26 protein-coding genes and 1 tRNA gene are annotated in these 25337 nt (G+C 55.9%); 16 read left to right on the top strand and 11 right to left on the bottom strand.

Features of this window, described 5'->3' with window-relative positions; all coding sequences use genetic code 11:
• Nucleotides 1–930 (top strand): protein translocase subunit SecF, encoded by a 930-nt coding sequence (gene secF / locus CPA54_RS02920; protein WP_043560166.1) that lies wholly within the window; start codon nt 1–3, stop codon nt 928–930.
• Between the two features lie 82 nt (nt 931–1012).
• On the opposite strand, the gene CPA54_RS02915 is transcribed toward secF, so the two are convergent.
• Together CPA54_RS02915 and mscL are read right to left on the bottom strand one after the other, a co-directional pair.
• Nucleotides 1013–1351, bottom strand: coding sequence for a hypothetical protein (locus tag CPA54_RS02915; protein ID WP_043560170.1), 339 nt, complete (start codon nt 1349–1351; stop codon nt 1013–1015).
• Entirely contained in the window at nt 1348–1800 is a 453-nt protein-coding gene (gene mscL, locus CPA54_RS02910) for a large conductance mechanosensitive channel protein MscL (protein ID WP_043560173.1), read from the bottom strand. The genes CPA54_RS02915 and mscL overlap by 4 nt, the downstream gene beginning before the upstream one ends.
• Before the next feature lie 240 nt (nt 1801–2040).
• Between mscL and rpmE the strand changes: the two genes are divergently transcribed.
• The 4 genes from rpmE (at nt 2041) to CPA54_RS02890 (ending at nt 4771) form a co-directional block, all read left to right on the top strand.
• Complete coding sequence (gene rpmE / locus CPA54_RS02905; protein WP_043560174.1) at nt 2041–2268, top strand: 50S ribosomal protein L31; 228 nt, start codon at nt 2041–2043, stop codon at nt 2266–2268.
• Between the two features lie 242 nt (nt 2269–2510).
• The gene (locus CPA54_RS02900; RefSeq protein ID WP_052349063.1) at nt 2511–3122 is read left to right on the top strand and encodes a DUF1013 domain-containing protein; all 612 of its coding nucleotides are present in this window, start codon (nt 2511–2513) and stop codon (nt 3120–3122) included.
• 21 nt (nt 3123–3143) lie between these two features.
• Entirely contained in the window at nt 3144–3638 is a 495-nt protein-coding gene (gene purE / locus CPA54_RS02895) for a 5-(carboxyamino)imidazole ribonucleotide mutase (RefSeq protein WP_043560177.1), read from the top strand.
• A complete protein-coding gene (locus tag CPA54_RS02890) occupies nt 3635–4771 on the top strand; it encodes a 5-(carboxyamino)imidazole ribonucleotide synthase (protein ID WP_043560180.1) in 1137 nt (378 codons plus the stop codon). Before purE ends, CPA54_RS02890 begins: the two co-directional genes overlap by 4 nt.
• Here the strand turns inward: CPA54_RS02890 and CPA54_RS02885 are convergent, their stop codons facing one another.
• Together CPA54_RS02885 and CPA54_RS02880 are read right to left on the bottom strand one after the other, a co-directional pair.
• Nucleotides 4772–5410 (bottom strand): RadC family protein, encoded by a 639-nt coding sequence (locus tag CPA54_RS02885; RefSeq protein ID WP_249085505.1) that lies wholly within the window; start codon nt 5408–5410, stop codon nt 4772–4774. It lies immediately after the preceding gene.
• Between the two features lie 5 nt (nt 5411–5415).
• Nucleotides 5416–6039 (bottom strand): JAB domain-containing protein, encoded by a 624-nt coding sequence (locus tag CPA54_RS02880; RefSeq protein WP_249085504.1) that lies wholly within the window; start codon nt 6037–6039, stop codon nt 5416–5418.
• A gap of 99 nt (nt 6040–6138) precedes the next feature.
• Between CPA54_RS02880 and CPA54_RS02875 the strand changes: the two genes are divergently transcribed.
• Genes CPA54_RS02875 through CPA54_RS02865 form a run of 3 tightly spaced genes read left to right on the top strand, consistent with a single transcriptional unit; the run spans nt 6139 to nt 11077 of the window.
• Nucleotides 6139–8352 (top strand): ATP-dependent helicase, encoded by a 2214-nt coding sequence (locus CPA54_RS02875; RefSeq protein ID WP_081563141.1) that lies wholly within the window; start codon nt 6139–6141, stop codon nt 8350–8352.
• A gap of 17 nt (nt 8353–8369) precedes the next feature.
• Complete coding sequence (locus CPA54_RS02870; protein ID WP_249085700.1) at nt 8370–9275, top strand: 50S ribosomal protein L11 methyltransferase; 906 nt, start codon at nt 8370–8372, stop codon at nt 9273–9275.
• Between the two features lie 32 nt (nt 9276–9307).
• Complete coding sequence (locus CPA54_RS02865) at nt 9308–11077, top strand: aminopeptidase P family protein (protein ID WP_103765599.1); 1770 nt, start codon at nt 9308–9310, stop codon at nt 11075–11077.
• A 79-nt stretch (nt 11078–11156) separates the two neighbouring features.
• On the opposite strand, the gene CPA54_RS02860 is transcribed toward CPA54_RS02865, so the two are convergent.
• A complete protein-coding gene (locus tag CPA54_RS02860) occupies nt 11157–11381 on the bottom strand; it encodes a DUF3126 family protein (RefSeq protein ID WP_043560191.1) in 225 nt (74 codons plus the stop codon).
• A 140-nt stretch (nt 11382–11521) separates the two neighbouring features.
• On the opposite strand from CPA54_RS02860, the gene CPA54_RS02855 reads away from it, so the two are divergent.
• On the top strand, nt 11522–12217 hold the full coding sequence (locus CPA54_RS02855; RefSeq protein WP_227431435.1) for a hypothetical protein: 696 nt from the start codon (nt 11522–11524) through the stop codon (nt 12215–12217).
• A gap of 53 nt (nt 12218–12270) precedes the next feature.
• Here the strand turns inward: CPA54_RS02855 and CPA54_RS02850 are convergent, their stop codons facing one another.
• Genes CPA54_RS02850 through CPA54_RS02835 form a run of 4 tightly spaced genes read right to left on the bottom strand, consistent with a single transcriptional unit; the run spans nt 12271 to nt 18616 of the window.
• A complete protein-coding gene (locus CPA54_RS02850) occupies nt 12271–12966 on the bottom strand; it encodes a pyridoxine 5'-phosphate synthase (RefSeq protein WP_081563471.1) in 696 nt (231 codons plus the stop codon).
• Between the two features lie 19 nt (nt 12967–12985).
• Nucleotides 12986–13990 carry a 4-hydroxythreonine-4-phosphate dehydrogenase PdxA gene (gene pdxA / locus CPA54_RS02845; RefSeq protein WP_249085503.1) on the bottom strand — a complete coding sequence of 335 codons (1005 nt, stop codon included), beginning with the start codon at nt 13988–13990 and terminating at the stop codon, nt 12986–12988.
• A gap of 17 nt (nt 13991–14007) precedes the next feature.
• Nucleotides 14008–15423: a M20/M25/M40 family metallo-hydrolase gene (locus tag CPA54_RS02840; RefSeq protein ID WP_249085502.1), complete on the bottom strand. Its 1416-nt coding sequence runs from the start codon at nt 15421–15423 to the stop codon at nt 14008–14010.
• Nucleotides 15416–18616 carry a glycosyltransferase gene (locus tag CPA54_RS02835; RefSeq protein ID WP_249085501.1) on the bottom strand — a complete coding sequence of 1067 codons (3201 nt, stop codon included), beginning with the start codon at nt 18614–18616 and terminating at the stop codon, nt 15416–15418. The genes CPA54_RS02840 and CPA54_RS02835 overlap by 8 nt, the downstream gene beginning before the upstream one ends.
• 237 nt (nt 18617–18853) lie before the next feature.
• Here CPA54_RS02835 and CPA54_RS02830 point away from each other — a divergent pair, with 237 nt between their 5' ends.
• The 4 genes from CPA54_RS02830 (at nt 18854) to CPA54_RS02815 (ending at nt 20683) form a co-directional block, all read left to right on the top strand.
• A complete protein-coding gene (locus tag CPA54_RS02830) occupies nt 18854–19186 on the top strand; it encodes a hypothetical protein (protein WP_043560207.1) in 333 nt (110 codons plus the stop codon).
• A 12-nt stretch (nt 19187–19198) separates the two neighbouring features.
• The gene (gene pyrF / locus CPA54_RS02825) at nt 19199–19918 is read left to right on the top strand and encodes an orotidine-5'-phosphate decarboxylase (RefSeq protein ID WP_248630466.1); all 720 of its coding nucleotides are present in this window, start codon (nt 19199–19201) and stop codon (nt 19916–19918) included.
• Nucleotides 19915–20568 (top strand): phosphoribosylanthranilate isomerase, encoded by a 654-nt coding sequence (locus CPA54_RS02820; RefSeq protein ID WP_249085500.1) that lies wholly within the window; start codon nt 19915–19917, stop codon nt 20566–20568. The genes pyrF and CPA54_RS02820 overlap by 4 nt, the downstream gene beginning before the upstream one ends.
• 24 nt (nt 20569–20592) lie before the next feature.
• A tRNA-Ser gene (locus CPA54_RS02815) sits at nt 20593–20683 on the top strand.
• Between the two features lie 97 nt (nt 20684–20780).
• Here the strand turns inward: CPA54_RS02815 and nfsB are convergent.
• A complete protein-coding gene (gene nfsB / locus CPA54_RS02810) occupies nt 20781–21437 on the bottom strand; it encodes an oxygen-insensitive NAD(P)H nitroreductase (protein WP_081563470.1) in 657 nt (218 codons plus the stop codon).
• Between the two features lie 359 nt (nt 21438–21796).
• Here nfsB and bfr point away from each other — a divergent pair, with 359 nt between their 5' ends.
• The gene (bfr, locus tag CPA54_RS02805) at nt 21797–22291 is read left to right on the top strand and encodes a bacterioferritin (protein ID WP_081563135.1); all 495 of its coding nucleotides are present in this window, start codon (nt 21797–21799) and stop codon (nt 22289–22291) included.
• Nucleotides 22292–22328: 37 nt separating this feature from the next.
• Here the strand turns inward: bfr and CPA54_RS09245 are convergent, their stop codons facing one another.
• The gene (locus tag CPA54_RS09245) at nt 22329–22592 is read right to left on the bottom strand and encodes a (2Fe-2S)-binding protein (protein ID WP_227431460.1); all 264 of its coding nucleotides are present in this window, start codon (nt 22590–22592) and stop codon (nt 22329–22331) included.
• Nucleotides 22593–23044: 452 nt separating this feature from the next.
• On the opposite strand from CPA54_RS09245, the gene CPA54_RS02800 reads away from it, so the two are divergent.
• Together CPA54_RS02800 and gpmA are read left to right on the top strand one after the other, a co-directional pair.
• On the top strand, nt 23045–24340 hold the full coding sequence (locus CPA54_RS02800) for an MFS transporter (RefSeq protein WP_081563132.1): 1296 nt from the start codon (nt 23045–23047) through the stop codon (nt 24338–24340).
• A 190-nt stretch (nt 24341–24530) separates the two neighbouring features.
• Complete coding sequence (gene gpmA / locus CPA54_RS02795; protein WP_081563131.1) at nt 24531–25283, top strand: 2,3-diphosphoglycerate-dependent phosphoglycerate mutase; 753 nt, start codon at nt 24531–24533, stop codon at nt 25281–25283.
• Nucleotides 25284–25337: the final 54 nt, after the last annotated feature.

Below are 25337 nucleotides of genomic sequence, written 5' to 3'. Positions count from 1 at the left end.
ATGTTTTCTCGCCCTCTTCTCCGTTTCGTACGTGATGACCGACAGATCCACTTCATGCGTGGCCGTCATGCCGGTCTGATTGTCTCCGCCCTTCTCTCCATCGCCTCTGTGGTGCTGTTCATCGCGCCGGGCCTCAATCTGGGGCTTGATTTCCGGGGTGGAATCATCGTGGAAACCCACTCTCCAGCAGCGGAAGATCCCGCCCATATGCGGGAGGTCCTCAAGGCTGGTCACATCAATGCGGCCTCCGTACAGTCTTTCGGGTCTCCGCAGGATGTCCGCATTGCCATCAACCTTCCGCCAGGGGGTGAAGATGAGCATGTTACCCAGAAGCTGGTGGATCAGGTCCGCACGGTCATCGTGCAGGCTGTTCCCGGTGTCCAGATCCAGCGGGCTGATGCTGTTGGCGGGTCCGTGTCGTCCGAACTGTTTCGGGATGGTGTGCTTGCCCTCCTCTTCAGCCTCGGGATGATTCTCATCTATATCTGGTTCCGCTTCGAGCGCGAGTTTGCCCTGAGTGCTGTCATTACACTCGTGCTGGACCTGACAAAAACCATTGGTTTTCTAGTGGTTACACGGTTCGAGTTTGACCTCGTCATGGTTGCAGCACTGCTCACCATCTTGGGTTATTCCACAAATGACAAGGTGGTCGTGTATGACCGTATCCGTGAGAATCTCCGCAAATACAGGACAATGCCTCTGCGGGAATTGCTGGATCTTTCCATCAATGAAACACTGAACCGGACACTGGGTACGTCCATGACGGTGTTCCTTGCCGCTCTGCCTCTGGCACTGTTTGGTGGAAGCACGCTGACCGGCTTTGCTACGGTCATGCTGTTCGGCATTGTCGTGGGGACATCATCATCCATCTTCATTGCCGCACCACTTCTGCTCCTGATGGGGCAGAAGCGACTGCGCAAAGCAGGCTGAGACCAGCCTTTTCACCGGAACATGGTCAGAAAAAAGGGGGCTCTGGAGCCCCCTTTTCTGTATCCTGTCCAGCTCCCGGGAACTATTTCAGGATAAGCCCAAGATAACGGGTCAGTATCTGTTCCGCCCTGAAGTCCGACCTGATCGTCTGTGAGTCCAGATTGTGGATCACAGCCTTGCGGGTCACCTCATCCATCTGGATCAGCGTGGGCATATCTTTCTGGTGCAGTTGGCCCAGAAGGAAAGCGCCACGGGCCATTCCATTGATGATGAAATATGAATAAAGGTGCGCATTGGGCGACAGAGGGACCCCGAAAGCTGTACCATCCGCCTTGGCGGAACTGGCAGACAGGACGCCTGCCAGAGCAAGACCCGCCAGGGCGCATCGTGCCGTCATTTTCATGGGGAAAAAACGGGTCATTTCTCTACTGCGCGTGCCGCCAGGAGGTCACGGATCTCCGTCAGCAGCACTTCCTCTTTGGAAGGAGCCGGCGGGGCGGAGGGCTGCGCTTCTTCCTTGCGGTGCAGCTTGCCGACCAGACGCATTACCCAGAAGATGAAGAAGGCAATGATGAGGAACTGGAGGACCGCATTGAGGAACAGGCCCACATTGATGGTCACGGCTCCGGCCTTCTGTGCCTCTGCCAGTGTATCCTTGACCGGCCCTTTCAGGGTGATGAAGATGTTGCTGAAGTCCACGCCCCCCGTCAGAAGACCCAGGATCGGGGTCAGGAGATCCTTGACGGCGCTGTTGACGATGGAGCTGAAAGCAGCGCCAACCACCACACCGATTGCCAGATCCACGACATTCCCGCGCATGATGAATTTCTGAAAATCAGAAACCCAGCCAGGTGTTTTGATAGGACTCATATAGCCTTTTCCTGAAATTTGAAGAATCTAGACCGCACGACAGGCATGATCTGTGCCATGTAGCCGAGCCCTGCCGTAGCATACAGCGTATTATGGCAAAACTGTATGAAGTCTTTAAGAATCGCTTTATCAACAAAAAGAATGATGCCCAACCTTTATTTTCCGAGCCATATCCTTTATGGAGGGCTCCGTCTGCTCCGGTCGGTATCGGAGCTTCTTTCATCAGGTTCAGGAAATATTATGAAACCCGGTATCCACCCCGACTATCATGAAATCACGGTCGTGATGGCTGATGGCAGCGAATATACAACGCGTTCCTGCTACGGCGAGCCCGGCGCGAAGCTGCGTCTGGACGTTGACCCCAAGACCCATCCGGCCTGGACGGGCGTTCAGCGTATTCTGGATACAGGGGGGCAGGTTGCCAAGTTCAACAAGCGCTTCTCCGGTATTGGCAATATCAAGAAGTAAGACAGTTTCCCTTTACGGGATGTCTGGATAGAGAAACCCTCCACCCTTTTCCTCGGGTGGAGGGTTTCTTTTTATTTCTTTCCATCTTGACCTCTCATGGTCTCTGACGCATCTTGGCGGCACTGTCGTGCATTGTCGCAGGCACCGCCCCTCATGCGGGTGGCGGGTGATTCTTTTCCAGAGTGGCCCGGGCCCTGCCAGATGCCGGACCATATTATCGCTCTGCAAAGGACTGCGTTGACATGACCCTGCCGCTAATGCCGAAGGCAACTGCCGTCTGGCTGATTGAGAAAACCGGCCTTACCTTTGACCAGATCGCCACTTTCTGCGGGATGCACCCGCTGGAGATTCAGGCTATTGCTGATGGTGAGGTTGGCGGCGGGATCAACGGCTATGATCCTGTAAAAAACAATCAGCTGACTGAGGCCGAGATCAAGCGCTGTGAGGCCAATCCCGCCGCCCGGCTCAAGCTGACAGCCACTCCCAATCCCGTGGCCCGTCGTGCCAAGGGGGCACGCTACACGCCGGTGGCCAAGCGGCATGATCGCCCCGATGCCATCGCTTTTGTCCTGCGCCAGTTCCCGCAGCTGAACGATACCCAGATTGTCCGCCTGTTGGGCACAACCAAGGATACGATTGCCAAAATCCGCAACCGTGAACATTGGAACAGCCCCAACATCAAGCCTCGTGACCCCGTCATCCTTGGCCTCTGCACCCAGACAGACCTGAATGCTGCCGTTCAGGCCGCCAATGACCGTCTCGTCCGGGAAGGCAAGCCGCTTGAGAATGATCATGAGGCAATCGACCCGGAGAGCCTCTTCCCGTCCCGTGATGAAACCGGCAACAGCTTCTGAGACAAAGAAGGACAGAACACGATGAGTGTCTCACCAGCGCCGTCAGTCGGTGTGATCATGGGCAGCCAGTCGGATTGGGAGACCATGAAGCATGGTTGTGAGCAGCTGGACGCTCTGGGCATCCCCTATGAGGCCCGGATCGTTTCCGCCCACCGGACGCCGGACCGGCTGGCTGATTATGCCAGAACGGCTCGTGAACGTGGCCTGAAGGTCATCATTGCCGGAGCGGGTGGCGCAGCCCATCTGCCAGGAATGTGTGCAGCATGGACGACCCTGCCTGTTTTTGGAGTGCCGGTGGAAAGCCGCACGCTCAAAGGGCAGGACAGTCTGCTCTCCATCGTGCAGATGCCTGGCGGGGTGCCTGTCGGCACACTGGCCATCGGCAAGGCTGGAGCCATCAATGCAGCTCTGCTGGCTGCATCTGTCCTTTCCCTCTCCGATGACAGCATAGCCGAAAGGCTTGAAGCCTTCAGGGTACGGCAGACGGCTTCCGTGGCTGAGGTTCCTGCAGGATGAAGACGGAAGCATTACAGCCTGGCGCCTGGATCGGCATTGTTGGGGGGGGACAGCTTGGTCGCATGTCTGCCGTGGCCGCTGCCCGGTTGGGCTATAGGGTCCATATCCTCTCCAACAGTGAGCCAAGCCCGGCAGCGGAAACATCGGCCCGTTTCACGGTTGGTGCTTACGATGATCCGGTGTGTCTGGAGCAGTTCGCCCGTTCCTGTGACGTCATTACGTTTGAATTTGAAAATATCAGCGCAGAGGGTCTGGCCCATCTGGCACGGTTCTGTCCGGTCCATCCATCCGGTCATATTCTGGAAACCAGCCAGGACCGTATCACCGAAAAGACCACTCTGGAATCCTTCGGCCTGCCGGTTGCCCCCTGGAGGGAAATCGGTTCGGCAGAGGAGTTTCATGCTCTCCCATCATTCGGCTTTCCCTGCATCCTGAAAACAACCCGTTTCGGTTATGATGGGAAGGGGCAGTTCCGTCTGGAGAATGAAGCCGCTTTCAACTCTCTGGCAGCAGAGGCAGACACCCTCCCCTATCCGCTGGTTGCGGAGCGGAAAATTGATTTTGCCCGTGAGGTCAGCGTGATGGTTGTCCGCAATGCAGCAGGCACTGTGCGCTGCTTTGATGTTACGGAAAATCATCATCGCCAGGGGATCCTCCGTGTCTCCATCACACCAGCCCCCATCATGCCCGATCTGGCTGAAAAAGCGCAGACCCTGGCCGCAACGTTGGCTGAAAAACTCGGGCTTGTCGGTATCATGGGGGTGGAACTGTTTGAGGATCGGGATGGCAGGCTCCTTGTCAATGAGATTGCGCCTCGCCCTCATAATTCCGGCCACTGGACCATGAGTGCCTGTCTGGTAGACCAGTTCGAAATGCATGTCCGGGCCGTGACCGGGCTGCCCCTGCCACCTGCCCGACGCCATTCTGATGCCTACATGCATAATCTGATTGGCCCGGATGACATGGCGCTCCTGCCAGAGATCGTGGGGGAGGAAAATGCCTCCATCCACCTCTATGGAAAAGAGGAAGCTCGCCCGGGGCGCAAGATGGGCCATGTAAACCGCATCTTCCCTCGTGGAGGGCTGCCCGGAAGCATGGTTCTTTCCCGCTATCAGCCCCAGCTTGAGGACTGATCAGTCATCATCAAGAAGCCCAAGCTGGCGGAAGCTGGTCTGGGTTTTTCTTGTGATGATGACATGGTCTATCAGACAGACATCGATGACAGCCAATGCCTTCTGAATGGCCTGGGTCATGGTGATGTCTCCCCGGGATGGGTTTACCTGCCCTCCCGGATGATTGTGGACCATGATGATTCCGGCTGCGCCCAACGCCAGACATCGTTTTGCTATCTCACGTGGATAGACCGAAACATGGTTGATTGTCCCGTGGCTCTGCACTTCATCGCGGATGAGGTGTTTCCTGTCATCCAGAAAAAGCAGCCGGAACTGTTCCACTCTTTCCCTGGCCATCTGGACCATCAGATAGTCCTTCAGCAATTCCGGTTGCTCCAGCAGGTTGCCCTCTGGCAGCAGGGACCGTCCATACCGATGGGCCAGCTCTTTCAGCACAGCACAGAATACGGCCAGAGGCACATCATCCCGGCTTATGGCCTTTCTGTCCGTTGGCTGAGATGAAATGAGTTCAGCCAGTGAAGAATGATGCCGCAGAAGGCGCTCAACCAGCTCCTTGCGGGCATCTTTCCCGGCAACAACAAACGATGCGATTTTGTGAAAGCTCTCCCTGACGGAGGGCAGACGGTCCGTAATGATCATCCTCCTTATAGAAGCCCGGATTCACTCATGCTGACATACCATCCCTCACCAATCAGGATGCCTTCATGGACGATGACATCCAGAGACCGCAAGGCCTGTCTCAGCCCCCGTACCTCTGGAGCCAGTGCCGTGGCTGGACTGCGTGGATGGTAATAGACGACGATGGCCGCAGTGGCGTGGCAGTTGAGAAGTGTCTGTGCAATTGATCGGTGGAGGGCATGAAGGTTACTGGCTGCTGGCAGCAGCTTTTCCATGATCAGGCCGTTGTTGCTGTCCAGGCAGATCAGACCGATGGCTGGCTCATCTGTCCTTTGCAATGTGCCTTTCAGATAATTCATCAGAGCCTTGGCATTGCCCAGCTGAAGCGGCATGTCTTCATCACTCTCCATGAGGGAGCGTGCTGCCAATACGGGCAGTTCCAGAAGGCTCATGATGCGCTCGCTCAGACCATGCAGCTCCAGTCTGGCAGAAGATGCCTGCAACAGCTTCCCCATCGACCCGAAAGCGGAAAGCAGCGCTTTGGCCTGCGGGTTGGTGTCCCTGCGAGGAATGGCGTAGAAAAGCAGAACCTCCAGGAGCTCATAGTCGGCCAAGGTCTCGGCTCCATGGGTGAGGATGCGCTCTCTCATCCGTGCCCTGTGCCCCTGTTTGGATGAAACTGCTTTTTTCACAATCTATGGTTATGTCCTAGCCAGCGGGTATGAGCCGCATTATACCAGATAATTGTGATGGATGATCTTTTTTCCCCCCGTTTTCCGTCTTCCGGTCCTGATTATCTGCACGGGCTGAATGAAGAGCAGCGTCTTGCCGTGGAAACGACGCAAGGCCCCCTGCTGATTCTGGCTGGTGCCGGTACCGGGAAGACCCGGGTTCTGACAACACGGTTCGCTCATATCCTGCTGGAAAAGCTGGCATGGCCCGAGCAGATACTGGCCGTGACCTTTACCAACAAGGCTGCCCGGGAAATGAGGGAGCGCATCAGCGCCATCCTCGGCCGACCAGTGGAAGGCCTCTGGTTGGGAACCTTCCACTCTCTCTGTGCCCGCATGCTTCGGCAGCATGCGCCACATGTCGGGCTGGAGCGCAACTTCACCATTCTCGATACGGACGACCAGCTCCGTCTTCTCAAGCAGGTCATCGAGCCCTGGAAACTGGACCTCAAGCGCTCTCCTCCGGCACAGATCATGCATCAGATCCAGTTATGGAAAGATCAGGCCCTGCTGCCCGATGGCATCACTGCTGCGCAGACACCTGAACTGGCCAATGGCCAGCTCCCGGCCATCTACGCTGCCTATCAGATACGTCTGAAGGAAATGAATGCCTGTGATTTCGGGGATCTCATGCTGCATGTGGTGACCATCCTCCGTCAGCATCCCGATGTACTGGAGCAGTATCAGAAACGCTTCCGCTATATTCTGGTTGACGAATATCAGGATACGAACACCATCCAGTATCTGTGGTTGCGTCTTCTGGCCAGAAGGCAGGATGGACAACCCTCTAACATTGCCTGCGTCGGGGATGACGATCAATCCATCTATTCATGGCGTGGTGCCGACATCGCCAATATCCTCCGTTTCGAGAAAGATTTTCCCGGTGCACGGATCATCCGGCTGGAGCAGAATTATCGTTCCACCCCCCGCATCCTGACCGTGGCTTCGCAGGTCATTGCCCATAATGAGGGACGGTTGGGCAAGGTTCTGCGGCCTGGGCTCGACATCATGGAGGGTGATCCTGTCGAGGTCATCAACATGCCGGACTCGGATGACGAGGCCCGTGTCATTGGCCGCCGGATACAGGAGTTTCACACAAAAGGTCATCCTTACGGTTCCATCGCCATTCTGATGCGGGCTGGTTTCCAGACACGTCCCTTTGAAGATGCCCTGATGAAAATGGGCATTCCCTATCAGATTATTGGCGGTTTGCGTTTTTATGAACGGGCCGAGATACGGGATGCCATCGCCTATATGCGGGCAGTGCTGTATCCCGTCGACGATCTGGCCTTTGAGCGCATCGTCAATCTGCCCAAACGGGGATTTGGCAGTGTTGCCCTGACCCGTCTGCGGAATGCTGCCAGAGAGAGGGGGCTGTCCCTTCAACAGACGCTTCAGCATCAGCTGGAACAGGGGCAGCTGAAGGGCAAGGCGGCCGCCACGCTGTCGGACCTGATGGACAGCCTCTCCAGAGCCAGAGACACTGTCGGCAAGGAAGGCCATGTTGTCGCCACTGATATGGTGCTGGAAGAAAGTGGGTATCTCGCCATGTGGCGGGATGACCCGAAGACCATAGAAGCCGCCGGCAGGCTGGACAACATCCGGGAGCTGATCCGGGCGATTGGTGAGTTTCCAACAATGGATGCGTTTCTGGAACATATCGCCCTTGTGATGGACAGCGACAATGCCGAGGACGATCCGGACAAGGTCAGCCTGATGACGCTCCACGCCGCCAAAGGGCTTGAGTTCCCAACGGTTTTCCTGCCCGGATGGGAGGAAGGCCTTTTCCCGTCCCAGCGTTCTCTGGATGAAGGTGGAAACCAGGCTCTGGAGGAAGAACGGCGCCTCGCTTATGTCGGCCTTACCCGTGCCCGTGAGCGGGTAATCATATCCCATGCAAACAGTCGTCGGCTTTATGCAAACTGGCAGGATTCCATACCAAGCCGCTTTCTGGATGAACTGCCTGAAGAACAGGTTTTACGGAATGTTGCAGAGGCCGGTCACGCCCTGCCCTCAAGGTCATTTTTCAGGCACAGGGCTCAGGTTCTGTCAGGACAGCAGCGGGCCAGACCGTCCGCTGTGCAGCCTGCCGTCCCCATCGGAGCGACGGTGCGCCACAACCGTTACGGTGAAGGTGTGGTCATCGGGGTTGAAGGGGATCGTCTGTCCATCAATTTTGAAAATATCGGTCTGAAGCGGATCATGGCCGGTTTTATAGAGGTCGTATCGTGAAGACAAAACAGAGCCCTATTGCCCCCACCCATGTTGGTTCCCGTCATGCCCGGGCGCTGGAGACACTTTCCATTGTGGTGGAGGAAATACACGTTCCACTTTTCGAGCAGGCCCTGCTTGGGGTCTGTGACACGGTCGGCATGTTCGAAGAGGATGATGAGCAGCGTTACTGGCGGCTGGAAGCCGTCAAGGAAAAAGGGCGGAATGAGGAGGAGCTGGATAACGCCCTGGCGCTTGTCCGTGCCATGACAGGCGTGGACGCACCCCTGCACCGGCAGAACACCGAGGCCGAGGGCTGGCTGGCCCGTACGCAGGAAGCCTTCCCTCCCCAATATGTCGGACGGCGGTTCTGTATCCGGGGGACACATCTGAAGGAGACGTCACCTTCCAATCGGCTGGACATCATACTGGATGCCGGGATCGCTTTCGGGTCCGGTGAACATGGTTCCACCCGCGGGTGCCTGCGTGCCTTGGAACAGATTGCCCATCGGCGCCCCCGTCATATTCTGGACATGGGATGTGGGTCCGGTATTCTGGCCATGGCAGCGGCTCGTCTGCTGCATCGCCCTGTTCTGGCCGTGGATATCGAGCCATGGTCTGTCCGTGTTGCAGCTTCCAATGCCCGGCTGAACAGGCTCGGCCCCCTGCTGGACTGCCGCTTCGGCAATGGCTGGCATACGGAAGCTGTTCGCCGCAATGCTCCCTATGATCTTGTTTTTGCCAATATTCTGGCTCGTCCTCTCTGCCGTATGGCCAAGGATCTTGCCCGCAACCTTCAGGCAGGGGGAACAGCCATCCTGGCCGGACTGCTCAATACCCAGGCCCGCATGGTGCTGGTTGCCCACCAGAGGCAGGGCCTGATCCTTGAAAAGCAGCTCAGGGAAGGCCCCTGGAGTACCTTGATCCTTCGGAAACCAATCTGACTGTTCTCTCCCGTTTTTCCATGGTGGCGTCTGTGTCTCTTTCATCCATTCCTTTGCAGGACCGTCCTGCTCTCGTCCGCCAGCAATTCGACAGACTTGGCATTTCCGGTGTCATCGTCACCCGGGGTGATGAATATCTGGGGGAATATGTTGCGCCCCATTCTGAAAGACTGGCCTGGCTGACCGGTTTTACGGGCAGTGCTGGCCTTGCCATCCTGCTGGCAGAAACCGGCTGTGTTTTTTCCGATGGCCGCTACACCGTACAGATGGCCGAGCAGGCTCCGGCGGCATTGTGGGAAACCCGTCATGGCGGCCAGCATCCTCCCCGGCAGTGGCTGGCTGAGAAAGCGCAAGGGCTGCGCATCGGGTATGACCCCCGGCTGACCAGCCAGAGAGACCTCTCATCATGGGAGACGGATGGTATTCAGCTCGTACCCCTGTCTGACAATCCAATAGATATGTCATGGCATGATCAGCCTCCCTCACCAGCCAATCTGATCCATCACCAACCATTCGAATTTACAGGGGAAACGAGCCGGAGCAAGCGGGATCGTCTGGCCCGGCAGCTGCATGAAGCGGGGCAGGATGCCATGATCCTTGCGGACTGCCCGTCCCTCGCCTGGCTGTTGAACATCAGGGGAAGTGACATTGCCATGACCCCTGTCGCCCATGCGTACGGCCTGCTTCATGCTGATGGTTCGGCCGACATTTTTGCTGATGTGACCCGTTTCCATGATGCCCCGGAAGATTCAGGCATACGTCCATTCCCTCCTTCCGAACTGTCGAAGGCCTTGCAGGCCCTGGCCGGAAAAACCGTACGGCTGGACCCTGCCACGACGCCAGTCTGGTTCAGCATGGTCCTGAAGGACGCCGGAGCTCACATCGCTGATGGGCCGGACCTGTGCACTCTTCCCAAAGCCATCAAAACAACCGTGGAACAGGATGGCAACCGTCGGGCGCATGAACTGGACAGCATTGCTCTGGCCCGGTTCCTGCACTGGCTGGAAGAACATGGCCCCGGCCATCGTGAAACAGAATTGGCCGATCGCCTTGAGGCGTTCCGGGCCATGTCCCCTGATTATCGGGGCCCCAGTTTTGAGACAATTTCTGCGGCTGGTCCCAACGGCGCTTACCCTCATTACCGGGCCGAAGCCGGGCATGACAGCATCCTCCAGAAAAACAGCGTCTATTTGGTTGATAGTGGGGCGCAATATCCTTTCGGCACCACGGACATCACACGGACTATCTGGACTGGCCCGGATGAAGCACCTGCCGCCATCCAGAAAGCTTTCACGGCAGTTCTGAAGGGGCATATTGCCCTGAGCCGCCAGCGTTTCCCCATGGGACTGCCAGGTTACAGGCTGGATACTCTTGCCCGGGCGGCTCTCTGGAATCAGGGACTGGATTTTGATCATGGTACCGGCCATGGCATTGGCAGTTATCTTTCCGTCCATGAGGGGCCTCAATCCATCTCCGTAGCGCCACGGCCGACCGGCCTTGTACCAGGGATGATCCTTTCCAACGAACCGGGCTATTACGAGGTTGGCGCTTACGGCATCCGTATCGAGAACCTGCTGCTCGTTCGGGAAAGTTCCCTGCCTGAAACCGTACGGCCCTCCCTGGAGTTCGAGGTGTTGACCCACACCCCCATAGATCGCCGTCTCATCGCCATGGAACTTCTGACAGCAGAAGAACGGCACTGGCTGGACCAGTACCATGCCACGGTTCTGGAAAAGCTCCTGCCACTGCTGGAAGATGAGCTGCACCCGTGGCTCCGTCAGAGCTGTGCACCTCTGCTTTGAAAGCAGTACCTGCATATGAAAAAACCTCTCACCATCAAGGATGAGAGGTTTCCTGCTGTACCGGTAAGACCGCTACAGGTCAGGCAGGAGGGAGGTCTTCTTCCAGCACTGTCATGTTGACGGCATAGGAGACCTCGCCCTCATCCTCATCGCGATACACAGTCCCCACGACTTCACCAGCCACTGCGATTTCCACACTCATGCCCTTGCGTGGCGGGACCTGAACTGTCAGCTCCGGAGAGCCCAGCAGACGGCGCAGTGCCTTTTGCAGGCGGGGAACCTCAGCAGCGGAAATATCGGCCATAAAGCAAACTCCAAAAAGGGAAACGGCTCCTCCTTCTCTAACCGATTGCACTGGAGACTAAAACCCATCTTTCAGACAGAAAGAAAAACATGATAAAGCAGTCCCCCCATTGCCTGCCTTTCTACTCTGATGGAGAGAGAATGACATTTCAGAAAATCCTGTTCCGGCTTACCTGTATGCTGCCGCTCGGCCTCTCTGCCTGCGGTTATTGGGATGCCCATGAGGCTCACAAAGCTCAATATGAAATGATCGGCATGACAAGCTATGATCTGCAGGCTTGTGCGGGAGCTCCCAATTCGACCAAATCACTGAATGACAGTACGGCGATCTGGGAATACGATATTTCCCGTTCGATCGCCCCTCTCCCCAGCTCTGGCCTTCTTCCAGTAAGTTCGGCTATCAGCGCCTATCAGTCTATTTTCGGTGGAGCTGGCTCAAGCTGCCGGATGCTTGTCCGTATGGATCATGATCGGGTTGCCGAGATCCATTATGCGGGCGACGATGACGAATATATTGGCGAAGATGGTATCTGCTCCATGCTGACACGCGGCTGTGCACGACAGCCTGAAGGAACAATGCGTGATGCTCCGGGCGTCTGGCCCATGGGGCCGATTTCGGCATTTCATTCCATGCCCACGGAAGAGCAGCGGCCAGAGGCCACCTATTCCGACAAATCAAGTAAATTTGTTCCGAATTACGATCATAAGCCGAACGAACCTCTTATCCAGCCAGCTCCTAAAGACGGGAGCATCCCTAAGGTCCGTCGTAACAATGGGCTATTCAGTATCCAGCAGGGCAATAATGGATTGCCCATCTTCAACACACAGCCCAACTGAATCCTGAGGGAGGTCCCAGTGACGGGACCTCTCCATGACGGTTGATGAAGTCTTCAGGAAAGCAGATCTTTCATCCGCCGCACGGAAGCTCCCAGCCCGACAAAGACGGCTTCGCTGATCAGGAAATGGCCGATATTGAGTTCTTTCAGCCCAGGCAGTTCCGTGATGGGAGAGACATTCTCATAGGTCAGACCATGACCGGCATGAAGTTCAATCCCGCATTCAGCTGCCATATGGGCAGCCCTGTGGAGACGTTCCAGCTCGCCTTCTTTCCCCAGAGCGTAGGCTCCCGTATGCAGTTCAACTACCGGAGCTCCCAGAGCAGCCGCCGTGCGAATGGCTTCCGGCTCTGGATCGATGAACAGCGAAACACGGATGCCAGCTTCCAGAAGGCGGCTGACATGCGGGGCCAGACTTTCTCGTAATCCTACGACATCAAGCCCACCTTCTGTTGTCAATTCCTCCCGTCTTTCGGGCACAAGGCAGCAGGCGTGGGGCTTCAGTGCGCAGGCCATGGTCACCATTTCGTCCGTGACAGCCATTTCAAAATTGAGTGGAGCCGAAAGCGCCCGGAGGCGACGGATATCCTCATCCCGAATGTGGCGGCGGTCCTCACGCAGATGGGCCGTAATACCATCAGCCCCATTCTCCAGAGCCAGCTCAGCAGCACGGACAGGGTCGGGGTAGCGCTCACCCCGTGCGTTCCGCAATGTTGCAACATGATCAACATTGATACCAAGACGGATCATGGGCTGTTCCTTTCCCTCTTCATGGAGTCTGCGCATCACTCATGACACGCTGGTTCGCCATATCATGGGCCATGGCAAGCGCTGATGAAAGGCTTGAAATGCTTGCCTTTCCTGTCTCACCCGGACCGACGGCAATATCAAAGGCTGTTCCATGATCTGGCGATGTGCGGATGATGGGCAGACCCAGTGTGACGTTGACACCTCCAGCCATGTCCAATGTCTTGACCGGGATGAGGCCTTGATCGTGATACAGGCAGATTGCCGCATCGTACCGGGGACGGACAGCGGCACTGAACATGGTATCTGGTGGCATGGGGCCACTTACCTCCAGCCCTTCCCGCTGCAAGGCCTCTATAGCGGGTTTGATGATGCGGCTTTCCTCATCCCCCATCATGCCATTTTCACCTGCGTGAGGGTTCAGCCCTGCAATGGCAAGCCGAGGCTGGACCAGACCGAAATCACGTTGCAGGGCAGATGCCGTTACCCGGCTCACAGCCATGATGCGGTCTGCCGAAAGCGTCTCGATGGCCTGTCTCAACGAGACATGAATGTTTGTCAAAGCAACCTTGAGCTGCGGGCAGGCCAGCATCATGACTTCCCTGCCACTGGCACCACACAGAGCTGCCAGAAACTCTGTATGCCCCGGATGGGGAAAACCGGAAGCTGCCAGCACATGCTTGGCAATAGGGTTTGTCACGACAGCTCCGGCTGCCCCTGACAGAGCGTAATGAACAGCTTTTCTGATGCTCTCGATTACCGCTACGGCATTGCCTGTTGAGGGATGCCCGGGTTTGACCGGTTCCGGGCAGGAAAGCGCCAGTACGGGCAGGGCTTCTGCAAAACAGGCGGCTGCCTCGGACGGATGGCATATTTCCCGGTAGGGTGTGTTGCCTCCCAGCAGCACCGGGTCCCCTATCCAGAAAAAAGGTTGCCCAGCCGTTCTGAGACACTCCCAGACACGGCGTGTCAGCTCCGGCCCTACACCAGCCGGGTCTCCCATGGTCAGGGCAACAGGTTGCGCCATGCCTGGTCTTATACGATTCATCGGGCCAGGGCAGCCAGGATGCGGACCCATGAGCGTATCCCGTGGAAGAATGAATCAAGACCATACTGCTCGTTGGGAGAGTGTATCCGATCATCAGCCTGAGCAAATCCCACCATGAGTGCATCCATGCCCAAAGCTTCACGGATTTCCTCTGCTACCGGGATCGAGCCTCCACAACCAGTCATGACGGCCTGTTTGCCCCATTCCTTACCCAGAGCGTCCAATGTTGCCAGAAGAAAGGGACTGTCCTGATTCACGGCAAAACCGGATGAAGCTCCATGCCCCGTAAAGACAACCTCGACATCTTCCGGCAGGGCTGCACGGACATAAGCCCGGAAGGAGTCCCGAATCCTGAGTGGGTCCTGCCCCGGTACCAGACGGAATGATACCTTCGCCGAAGCCCGGGCCGGAATGACCGTCTTGAAGCCATCCGCCTGATACCCGCCAGCAAGGCCATTGACCTCAAAACTCGGACGGCACCATGTCTGCTCAATGGCACTGAAGCCCCGCTCACCAGCAGCATGGGACAGGCCGACATCTTCCAGCAGGGCTGCATCATCAGGATAGAGTGTCCGCCACTGCTGGCGGGTATGCTCATCAGGCACGGTCACACCGTCATAAAAACCGGGCAGTGTGACCCGCCCCTGCTCATCACGCAGGCCACTGATGATCTGGCAGAGCAGAAAAGCCGGATTGGCCGCAGCATTGCCATACATCCCGGAATGAAGGTCCTGGCTGGCAGCGACGAGCTCGATTTCCTCGGCAACTGTGCCACGCAGAGAGGTCGTGATGGCCGGGGTCTCCCTGTCCGGCATGGCGGTATCACAGATCAGGGCAATATCAGCTTTCAGCTCTTCCTGATTCTCCCTGAGAAAGGGAAGCAGATTCTCACCACCGGATTCTTCTTCACCTTCCAGAAGAAAACTGACAGCCACGGGGAGGTCCCCATGAACAGCTTTCCATGCCCGGCAGGCCTCGATGAAGGTCATCACCTGCCCTTTGTCATCGCTCGCTCCCCGGGCCACGAGGACCTTCCGGCCATCGCCGGTTTTCTTCAGGCAGGGTTCGAACGGATCCGTTAACCAGAGGGCTTCGGGGTCTGTCGGCTGAACATCGTAATGACCATAGAAGAGAACGTGGGTCTGCCCGTTCCGTACCTTCTCTGCATTGGCATCATCATGCCCGACAACCATTGGATGCCCCGGTTCTGCCCATGAAACATCCCGCAAAGACGCCGTAAAGCCAAGCCCCTGCAATTCGTCCGCCAACCAGCGTGCGGCTTTCCGGCAATCATCCCTGTGCTGCTTCTGTGTGGAAATGCTGGGAATCCGCAACAGTTCACAAAGCCGCTCCAGTGCCGTCTCCTTGGTGGCCTCCACATGCTGGAGGACTGCGGCCATACGTTCAGTCATTGTCAGCCTGTTCCTTCTGATTCTGGTCTTCTTCAGGCAATGTCACACCCAGATGAGTGGGAAGCGGCATGAATTCATCCTCCAGCCCGTCTTCCGACTCTTCATCTTTATCTTCGGCGGCAGGGGGGTCTCCAGCCGGTTTCAACACGATGCGCAGAGGGGCTGGCGCAAAGGAGCGATGTAGCGACACCCCTTCCTTCCCGGCAGGGGGGGCTACCGTAGCGGGCCCATTCAGCAATGCCTCGATGAACCGCCCAAAAGCTTCATGCAGGCGACCATGGCCATGCCTCTCCCTGACCGTTTCATGCGCTTTGCGCCGTATCCGGTCCCAGAGAGTCGGGTCTTCATACAGACGGATGATCTGCCGGGCGAAATGCTGCGGATCGTTGAAACCACCATCCAGAGCTTCTTCTTCATCCTTCCAGCCCAGACGTTCCATCTGAACCTTGTTCAGCACGGCCGGGATGCCCTGACCGGCGGCCTCCAGTATCTCGGTAGCCTGTGTGGCCGGGACCCGCGAAGGGTCCATGAGAATACGGCATCGCTGCATCATCCTGGGCAGCGTATCCATTTCGGCCAAGCCATCCAGTGGTGCCAGGCGCTCATAAAATCCCAGATCAACCAAAGGATGATGATACCCTCCGATCCCGATGGAAGGTGGCAGACTGAAATGACGTTGCAAGTGGGGCATCACGGCAAGGCAGAACCAGTCAAATCCGTCATGTCCGGAATCCCCTGCCCGGTAGATGGAAAGAGGGAACAAAATACCCTGCCGCCGTTCAAATTCGTCCTGTTTGCCCAGCTGCCGGCACGAAACAGCATAAGGCAGAGCTGTGACATTGCCGTAGCCCAGCCTGTGCAGCAGTGCGGTTGTCTGCTCATCACCCGTCACGATGCCTTGGCAGAGCCACGCATAATCCAGTTCTTTTTTGGCTTCCCTCATGAGACGTGCCGGCTCATCCACAATGCCAACGAGACGTCGCAGATGCTCTTCCACAGCTCTGAGGGCCGTGCCGTCCTGATTGACAGTATCAAGAACGATCAGCTTGTCCTGAAGGGAAATGTCCCCTGTGGCAAGAACCGGCCCCAGACGGGACAGAACATGCGTTCCACCAATCCAGAGCAGTTTCATGTCGGTCAAGCGGTCCCGCAGGAAGGATGAAAAATCATCCACACCTCGCCAGCACTCCACATCAGCTGGATAATCATGAGGAATGACGAGCCTGTCTTCTTCTTTCCGGTCCAGACCGACAACCAGCACCTGCCAGCCCAGCCAACGGAAAGCATCAATCTGCTGCATGACCCGCCGTGCTGCACCACCTTCAATCAGGCGTGGAAGATGGGGGAAAACCATCATGACAAGAGGGCGATAGCTTTTGCCCATGCGGGCGTCCCCTCGTGCCACGGCATGTCTGGGCAGAAAAACGGGGAATAGACGCCGCAAGGCATCCTTTCCCATGGTTCGCCTCGCATAACTTTCCGGCGTGGCATTCAGCAGTCTGGCCTGTACGGTTGGCCAATAAGACAGGGTCCGCCCCGTGGCCCGCAACGCCATGGAAAAACAGGTAAAGAAAGGCTCCACCCTGTGCCCTTCCAGGTACTGCAGTGCCTGTTCCATCGCTGTGCGATGGCAGAACAGCAGCCCCCCCTGAATGGCTTCCACCATCTTCTGGAAACTGACAGACTGGGCCTGTCCTTTTTCTCCCTGACCATGGCAGGTGATGCTGCCATCACGCCATACAGCGCTACCTGCTTCCAGTACGGTATTGATGCTTGTAAGAAGTTTGCCGCCCCCCTCACTTTCTTCAGCCATCATGGAAGCCATGGCAAAGGACAGGGCCATGGGCAACAGCTGCACGCCGGATTCCAGAAGCAGGATGCGCTCACCGGCAAGGAAAGGCAGACTCTCCCGCAACTGCTGCGCCAGGGGCTGGAGCTTGTCGCTGACAACGTGCCGCAACCCCTCTACTGCCTGATCCAGCCGTTGCCGGGAAAGGGTGTTGCCTGTACTGGCCACGACGACCTGCATGTCGGGAATACCCTGCGCATGCAGGGAAGCAAGCGTTGCAATATCGAGCAGATAATTGCCCTGTGAAAACAGAACGACACTCAGCTGGGGAGACGCCTGATTCACGAATCTCAAAGGCTTCCTGAACAGGGAGGGCAGACTGGCTTCGACCTTGCATAACGCCAGCCTGTTGGCGGCAGTAATGGAAATCCCGGGAATTTCGGCGCCTGTCCGCCCTTCCTGCTGTAAAATCCAGAGCAGAAAGGGATTGTCCACGTGTGCCTTGTTGAGTGACTGGGGCATATCCAACGTGGCCACAAACGCCCTGAAATCCAGATCAGCCGATGGATTGCGCAGCTCACTGATCCCTGCCCGGATGAAATGGGCATAACCATTGCGGAACATTCCGCTTTTCACGGCATCAGCTACGTCAGGATTCTGTGCCAGATAATAGGATTCATCAAAATAAGGGTTCGGATCATAAGCGCTGGGATTGTCACATCCCATGTAATGGTGAAGTGGCCCTGTAAATACGCCATCCTCTATCAGCTTGAGAACATCGGGATATTTTTCAAGATACCAGACAGGATCGAAGTACCAGGACGTCCTGACTGTTTTCATGTCAGGATATTCGAGGGCCAGATATTGGCTGAAGGCCCCCTGGGAGGGATCAAACGGAATGTTTTTCCCCAGACATTCACGAATGAAGAGTTCGGCATCGAAAAGGAAATGAGGCGACCGGAAACCATAATCCCCGACACGGAGAAAATGGTCATAGGCATTGACATGCCCTGCCTCACGCATGGCCCGGAGACTGTAGTCCGAATTCACCTTGAAGTAGTATTCTGCCGAGAAAAGCCAGTGTCCAGAGCAGCTCTGGCAGCCTACATCCACATAATGCTGGAACCCGCTCTGAAAGATACCTTTCTCCTGCACGCCACGCCGGACATCAGGATAGGCATTCAGGTACCATTCTTCATCAAAATACCTGTTGGGTGAAGTTCCTTCCTGTCCCTCACCGCTCTGCCATCGCTCGGCAAGCTGTCCGTCCGTCCAGACCGTCCCCGCCTCTGCCAGCTGCCGGGCATAACGGCGACGGTACCAGGCGGCATCAAATTCACTCCAGACAGGAGCCCTTGCCCGATCATTCGCTACAGCCTCGAAAAAGGTCCCATCCGTGTCCATCTTGCTTCTACCAGCCTTTCCAGCATTGAGACGACGCCTGAGCGCCTAATACCAGAGTTTCCCCTTTTTAGGGAGGATAACTACACCTCCTTTCATCAAGATCATGTAAAGACAAAACAGATGGATGACAGAATGGGCGAGTTCTTCTAGAGTCCGCCAACAACATTCACCAGCATTCTTCATGACCCTCTTGGTCCATCTTGTTTACTGCCACAAGGCAGGGTAGGAGCAATCCGCATGATTCGCCTTCTGATCATCGTTCTTTTTCTGGCTTTTACGGCCATTTTCGCCATGAGCAATCTTGATGATGCCACCGTCTGGCTGGCGTCATTTGGCTTCTCCATCAAAATGGGAAAACTCATCACCCTCCTTGCCGTGCCGTCCCTCGTACTGGGGCTGCTGCTTGGCCTGACAGGCGAACTGCGCCAGCGTCGCCGCGCCCGCAAGGCCGAATCACAGCTGCGTACATCCCAGAAACAGCTGATCGAGCTGCATCAGCGGCTCGACCAGCTCAAGGCGGGCAGTGTTGCTCCCACTTCTGATGCGATCCAGCCTTCTTCACAGAAATAAGACCATTTCCTCATGTCTATTCGTCGTACCCGCCTCATTGCCGCATTGGATACCGCCTCCCACGACCAGGCCCAGCACTGGGCAGCAGCGCTGGAAGGCAAGGTTGATGCCATCAAGCTTGGTCTGGAATTCACCTATGCCTGCGGGCTGGATGCCGTAAAAAGTCTGGCCGCCCGGCAGGAGCTTTTTCTGGATCTGAAGCTGCATGACATTCCCAACACGGTTGCTTCTGGCCTCCGGGCTCTGGCTCCCATCCAGCCGAGCCTGATGACCATTCACGCACTTGGTGGGGCCGAGATGATCAGCCGCTCCCGTGCAGTTCTGGAAGAGGCTTTCGATGACGGGCGGAAGCGCCCCAAGCTCCTTGCTGTGACTGTACTGACCAGCATGAATGAGGAAAGCCTTGCGGAGATAGGCATCAACACCACACCGCTAAAGGAAGTGGTACGGCTGGGCCGGATGGCTGTCCGGGCCGGAGCTGATGGTCTGGTCTGTTCAGCTCATGAAATTACGGCGATGCGTGATGCTCTGGGTGACGGACCAGAACTTGTCGTTCCGGGCATTCGCCCCGCAGGCAGCAGCACGGATGACCAGAAGCGCATCATGACACCAGCACAGGCAGCACGGGCTGGTGCCGACTGGATCGTGGTTGGCCGTCCCATCACCCGGGCGAATGATCCCGCCGCCGCCGCACAGGCCATTCAGGATGAATTGCAGGCTGCGACCTTGTGAAGGTTGACGTCAAAATCTGTGGTCTGACACGGGCAGAAGATATGGAAGTCTGTGCCGTATCGGGTGTGCGCTGGGTTGGTCTTGTGTTCCATTCCGCCTCCCCCCGTTTTGTCCGACCGGAACAGGCAGCCCGGCTGCATGAGGCCATAGCGTCTCCCTCTGCGGGGGGGCCTCTTCGTGTCGGGCTTTTTGTGCGGCCAACCCATGAGCAGATTGCTGCCGTTCTGGAGCGTATCCCTCTGGATATTCTGCAGCTCTATACAGATGAAGCCACTGCTTTCACCCTGAAAGAGCAGACAGGTCGGCCCGTCTGGTTGGCCCGTGGCGTCGCCCAGCAGCACGATCTGCCTGTCTCGAAAGCCATGGATGGGTATGTCATCGAAGCACCTGCCCAGAAAGGAGATACCCGCCCCGGTGGGCTGGGGCGTGTGTTTGACTGGACGCTGACACGCCAGTGGCAGGCTCCTGCTCCGTGGCTTCTTGCCGGTGGACTGACCCCTGACAATGTGAGCGAGGCTGTACGGGTCAGCCGCGCCCAAGCCGTTGATGTCTCATCCGGAGTGGAAGAAGCTCCTGGGATCAAGTCTGCGCTTCTTATTGAAAAATTTGTGAAAAATTCTCAGAAAAAGGCTTGCACTCGCAAAGAATAATGGTATTGTCCCCCCATCGCTCGCGGAGAGATGGCCGAGCGGCTTAAGGCGCACGCTTGGAAAGCGTGTGTACGTTAATAGCGTACCGAGGGTTCGAATCCCTCTCTCTCCGCCACTTCCCCTTGAAAATCTGCTTTCCGTTCAAGCGCTCCGAGTGCATGCCTGTAGACCCCACCGGAAGATCGTAATCCCCCGGTGAAGCCTTGTGTTGCTCAGGCCTTCGAAAAGATGCTCTCAGGTGCCAGGCGGGATTTCGGGCATGTCGCATTGGCATCTTTGTCAGAATGATAGCCAAGCGCAACAATGACCAGAGGTGTCAGCCCTTTTTCTTTCAGGCCGAATTCTTCTGAAATGACATCCGGCAGGAAGCCCTCAATTGGTGTTGCATCAACACCCAACAGCCCCGCGGAAAGCAGCAGAAAGCCCTGTGCCAGATAAACCTGTTTCTGGTTCCAGTGGGCGACATCGCCAGCATCCAGATGCTGCTGGACATACCCGGCACGGGCTGTACCAAAACCCTCACGGGCCGCAGCATCAGCGTAGCGTCCGTCCTGCTCTTCTTTGTCGAGCACTGTCTCAAGATAAGATTCCGGCAGCTCATTGCGGGCGCAGAGAACCACTACATGAGAGGCCTGCGTGATCTTGGGCCGATTATAAGACAGAGACCCGGAATCTGGTGTTGCCTTGGCCAGACGCTGCTTGCCTGCATCATCATCGGCAATGATGAAATGCCAAGGCTGGGCATTGACCGAAGACGGGCTGTACCGCAGGGCTGCCAGCAGCTGCTGCACCGTTTCCTCCGGGATACGGCGAGCCGCATCGTAGGCCTTGGTCGTGTACCGTGTTTTCAGAACGTGGAGAAGATCCATGACATCCATCCTTCAGTTATGTGGGAATATGTTCCATTTATATCAAACAATAAGGATTCAGCAAACGATTCCATCCTGTTCCCAGTATCAAGATGGGGGGTGTGGGCATCAGGAGCAATGAAAAGAAAAACTTATGGGATAAACAGGATTTTTAAATATCTATCGAAATAACAAGAAAAACCATGAAATACTCACCGTGCGATTTTGATAATCTTTCTTATAAAGTCTCTTTGATAATGATTATCAAGTACGAATACATCGTAATTTAATTTTTATATTGCAATCCTCAAAGTTGAAGACTATACCGACCTTCGTTGGAGATAATCCTACAGTTCATACTTCATGCGATGGAGAGAAAAATGGCCGCAAAAGACCCGAAAGTAATTGAATATCTCAATGCTCAGCTTGCCAATGAGCTGACAGCCATCAACCAGTACTTCCTTCATTCCCGCACCCTGAACCATTGGGGCGTCACCAAGCTGGGCAAGAAGGAATATGAAGAGTCCATTGAAGAAATGCGTCATGCCGACTGGCTGATCGAGCGCATCCTCTTCCTGGGTGGACTGCCGAACCTGCAGCATCTGAACCCGCTGCACATTGGCGAGAATGTCAAAGAGATCCTGGAATGTGATCTGAAGGTCGAGGCTCTGGCTCTGGAGAAAATCCGCGAGGGCATCGCCTACTGCGAAAGCGTCCGTGACTTCGTGTCCCGCGACCTGCTCTTCCGCATCCTCGCTGACGAAGAAGCCCATGAAGACTTCATCGACACCCAGCTGGACCTCATCAAGCAGATCGGCCTGGAACGCTACATTACGCTGAACTCTGAAAGCGCCGACCAGAATAGCGGCCACTGATCACTGTCAGAAGCCAGACTGATGAAAGAAGCCTCTCCTAAAGGGAGGCTTCTTTTTTTTGTATCGGGTCATCACCATTGGCTATCTGTGCAGCCATCCCCTGCTCTATTGCCATAGTTGTCGGGCAGGGACAGGTTTTCCTCTTTGCTTCTTTCAGAAGGCAGGCGACTCCCTTTACACAGTTGCCGCATTTCACCTGACACTTACGGGCAGAGTAAACCTCGGAGACTTTCACAACTCCGGCCTGGATGGCCGCCTGCACGTCCCTGTCAGACAATCCGTTGCATGAGCATATAATCATCTGGAGCCCGCCTTCCATTCTGCTGTACCCCTGTGACGCTAATGATAATGACATTCTTTCGCAACTTAATTCTCTCCTTTCTTTCTCGAAGGCTTTTCAGAATGATAGCGAAATGGGTATGAAAAAATTCAGGTTTCACCGAAAACAGAAAGTGATTCATGACACGACCATGGAATATCTCTACCATTCGCCAGATATCCCGGGCGATAAGGGAGAACTGGTCGCTGAATATACAAAATTGAAAAAAAATCATCTTTATGATATCAGAAACATACTTCTGCGTCTGGACAGGCATACTGAATTCCTATTTCAGGGCTCTAATAAAACGCTTCCTGTACGGACGATAATTCAAGGGGCCTGAGCACTCTCGTAAGGCCAGTCAATCATCTATTGAGGAATGAAGCGCCACGGACTGGCTTTTTTCATCCCTCCCCAACAAATGGAGAGATTTCATGGCAGGCACGCCAGACAAGAAACCACACTTTGTTGAAAAAATAGGCATACCGGCCGCCCTGTTCTGGGCCTTTGTCGGACAGCTTCTCTTCATGGTCGGCGATGGTGTCGAGGCGGGATACCTGGATACGTTCATGCTGCACACCGGCCACCCCCAGAGTTTCGTCAACGAGCTTTTCACTTTTTACGGCATCACCGTGATGATTGCCGCCTGGTTTGCCGGGCCACTATCCGATCTCATGGGACCTAAAAAGGTCATGTGGAGCGGTCTGGTCCTATGGGCTGTCCTGGAGGTCTGCTTCCTTGTTTTTGGGCTTACCCCCAACAACAGTACATGGATATTGACGTTCTATGCTCTCCGCGGGTTTGCCTATCCGCTGTTCGCCTATGGTTTCCTGGTCTGGATTGCTGCAGCGACACCAACATCCATGCTTGGAGCGGCAGCCGGCTGGTTCTGGTTCTCTTTCTCTGCCGGCCTGCCTACTCTCGGCTCCCAGTTTGCCCGTTTTGCGATTCCTGCCATCGGTGAAATCAACACCTTCTGGTGCTCTCTGGGGCTGGTTGTTCTCGGCGGACTGATCGCCCTGCTTTTCACAAGGGAGCCAACCGGCAATCGCCGTCTTCTACCTGCCGATGTTCCTGCCCGACAGATCTTTCTGGGCTCCATCAGCATCATCTGGCGTGAGCCCAAAACTCTCATTGCCGGTATTGTCCGCACGGTTGATACATCATCGGAATATGCCTTTCTGGCCATCATGCCCGGCTTTTTTGTCGATCATCTGGGGTTCACGCTCGGGCAGTGGCTCAACCTGCTGTCACTCATCTTTTTGAGCAACATCATCGTCAATCTGATTTCAGGCATGGTGGCGGACAAAATGGGCTACCGCTTCGTCGTGGCTGTTTTTGGAGGTATCGGTGGCTTCATCACCATTCCCCTCTTCTATTATGTTCCCCTCTGGTATCCGGGCAATTTCGCAGCGGCTGCGGTTGTGGGCATACTTTATGGAGCCTCCATCGCTGCCTTCGTTCCTCTCTCCGGTCTTATGCCCCAGATCTGCCCACGGGAGAAAGCCGCTGCGCTGTCCATACTCGGGCTGGGCGCTGGAGCGTCGACATGGGTAGGGCCTGCCATTGTTTCCCTCTGCGAAATGATTTTCGGCGTCGGCATGGCCTACGTCATCTGGACATTTGCCATCATCTATCTGCTGACCGCCGGTCTGACCATGACACTGACCGTTTCATCAGAGGCTCGCCGTTTTACCGAAGAGCAGGAAAAGAAGCAGGGAACCCCCTGATCATCCCTTCCATGCCCGATCAGAACAAAGGCCATCCCCTGCGGGTGGCCTTTTTCTCTCCGTCCCTGTCATGCCTCATAACGGCTATGCTCTGACAGACGGCATGAAGTGAGGCTGAGCCCTTGCAGTTCAGGCTGTAGTGGCGCAATCTCCCAGTGTTGCTAAAACCTTATACATTAAGGAGATCATCATGGCCGTAACAAAGCTTGTTCTGGTTCGTCACGGGGAAAGCCAGTGGAACCAGGAAAACCGCTTCACTGGCTGGTATGACGTCGACCTGTCAGAGAAAGGGCGCAGCGAAGCCAAAGCTGCCGGCCAGTTGCTGCACAAGGAAGGCTATTCCTTCGATTACGCTTATACCTCCGTGTTGAAGCGTGCCATCCATACACTCTGGAACATTCTGGACGGTGTGGATCAGGCATGGCTGCCCGTTGAGAAGAACTGGCGTCTGAATGAACGTCATTATGGTGCTCTCCAGGGCCTCAACAAGGCTGAAACAGCCAAGAAATATGGCGATGAGCAGGTCAAGCAGTGGCGCCGTGGTTTTGCTGTCACGCCGCCTGCTCTGGAGCGTTCCGATGAGCGTTTCCCCGGTCATGATCCGCGTTATGCCCATCTGAGTGCTGATGAGCTGCCCGTCACGGAAAGCTTGGCCCTGACCATTGAACGTGTGATTCCCTACTGGGAGAAGACCATCCTGCCGCGCATCAAGAAGGGCGAGAAGGTCATCATCGCTGCTCACGGCAACTCCCTTCGTGCTCTGGTGAAATATCTGGACAACATGACGGAAGATGAAATCCTGAACCTGAACATTCCTACAGGTGTGCCGCTGGTTTATGAGTTCGATGAGAACTTCAAGCCGGTCAAGCACTACTATCTGGGTGATGCCGAGGAAATTGCTGCCAAGGCAGCAGCTGTCGCCAACCAGGGGAAAGCCAAGTAATCCTCTCTGGCGTATGAAAAGAAGAAGGGCGCCTCTTCATCAGGCGCCCTTTTT

The organism is Parasaccharibacter sp. TMW2.1890 (genome assembly GCF_023337645.1).
Taxonomy (GTDB): domain Bacteria; phylum Pseudomonadota; class Alphaproteobacteria; order Acetobacterales; family Acetobacteraceae; genus Bombella; species Bombella apis.
This window is presented reverse-complemented; position numbering and strand designations above follow the sequence as displayed.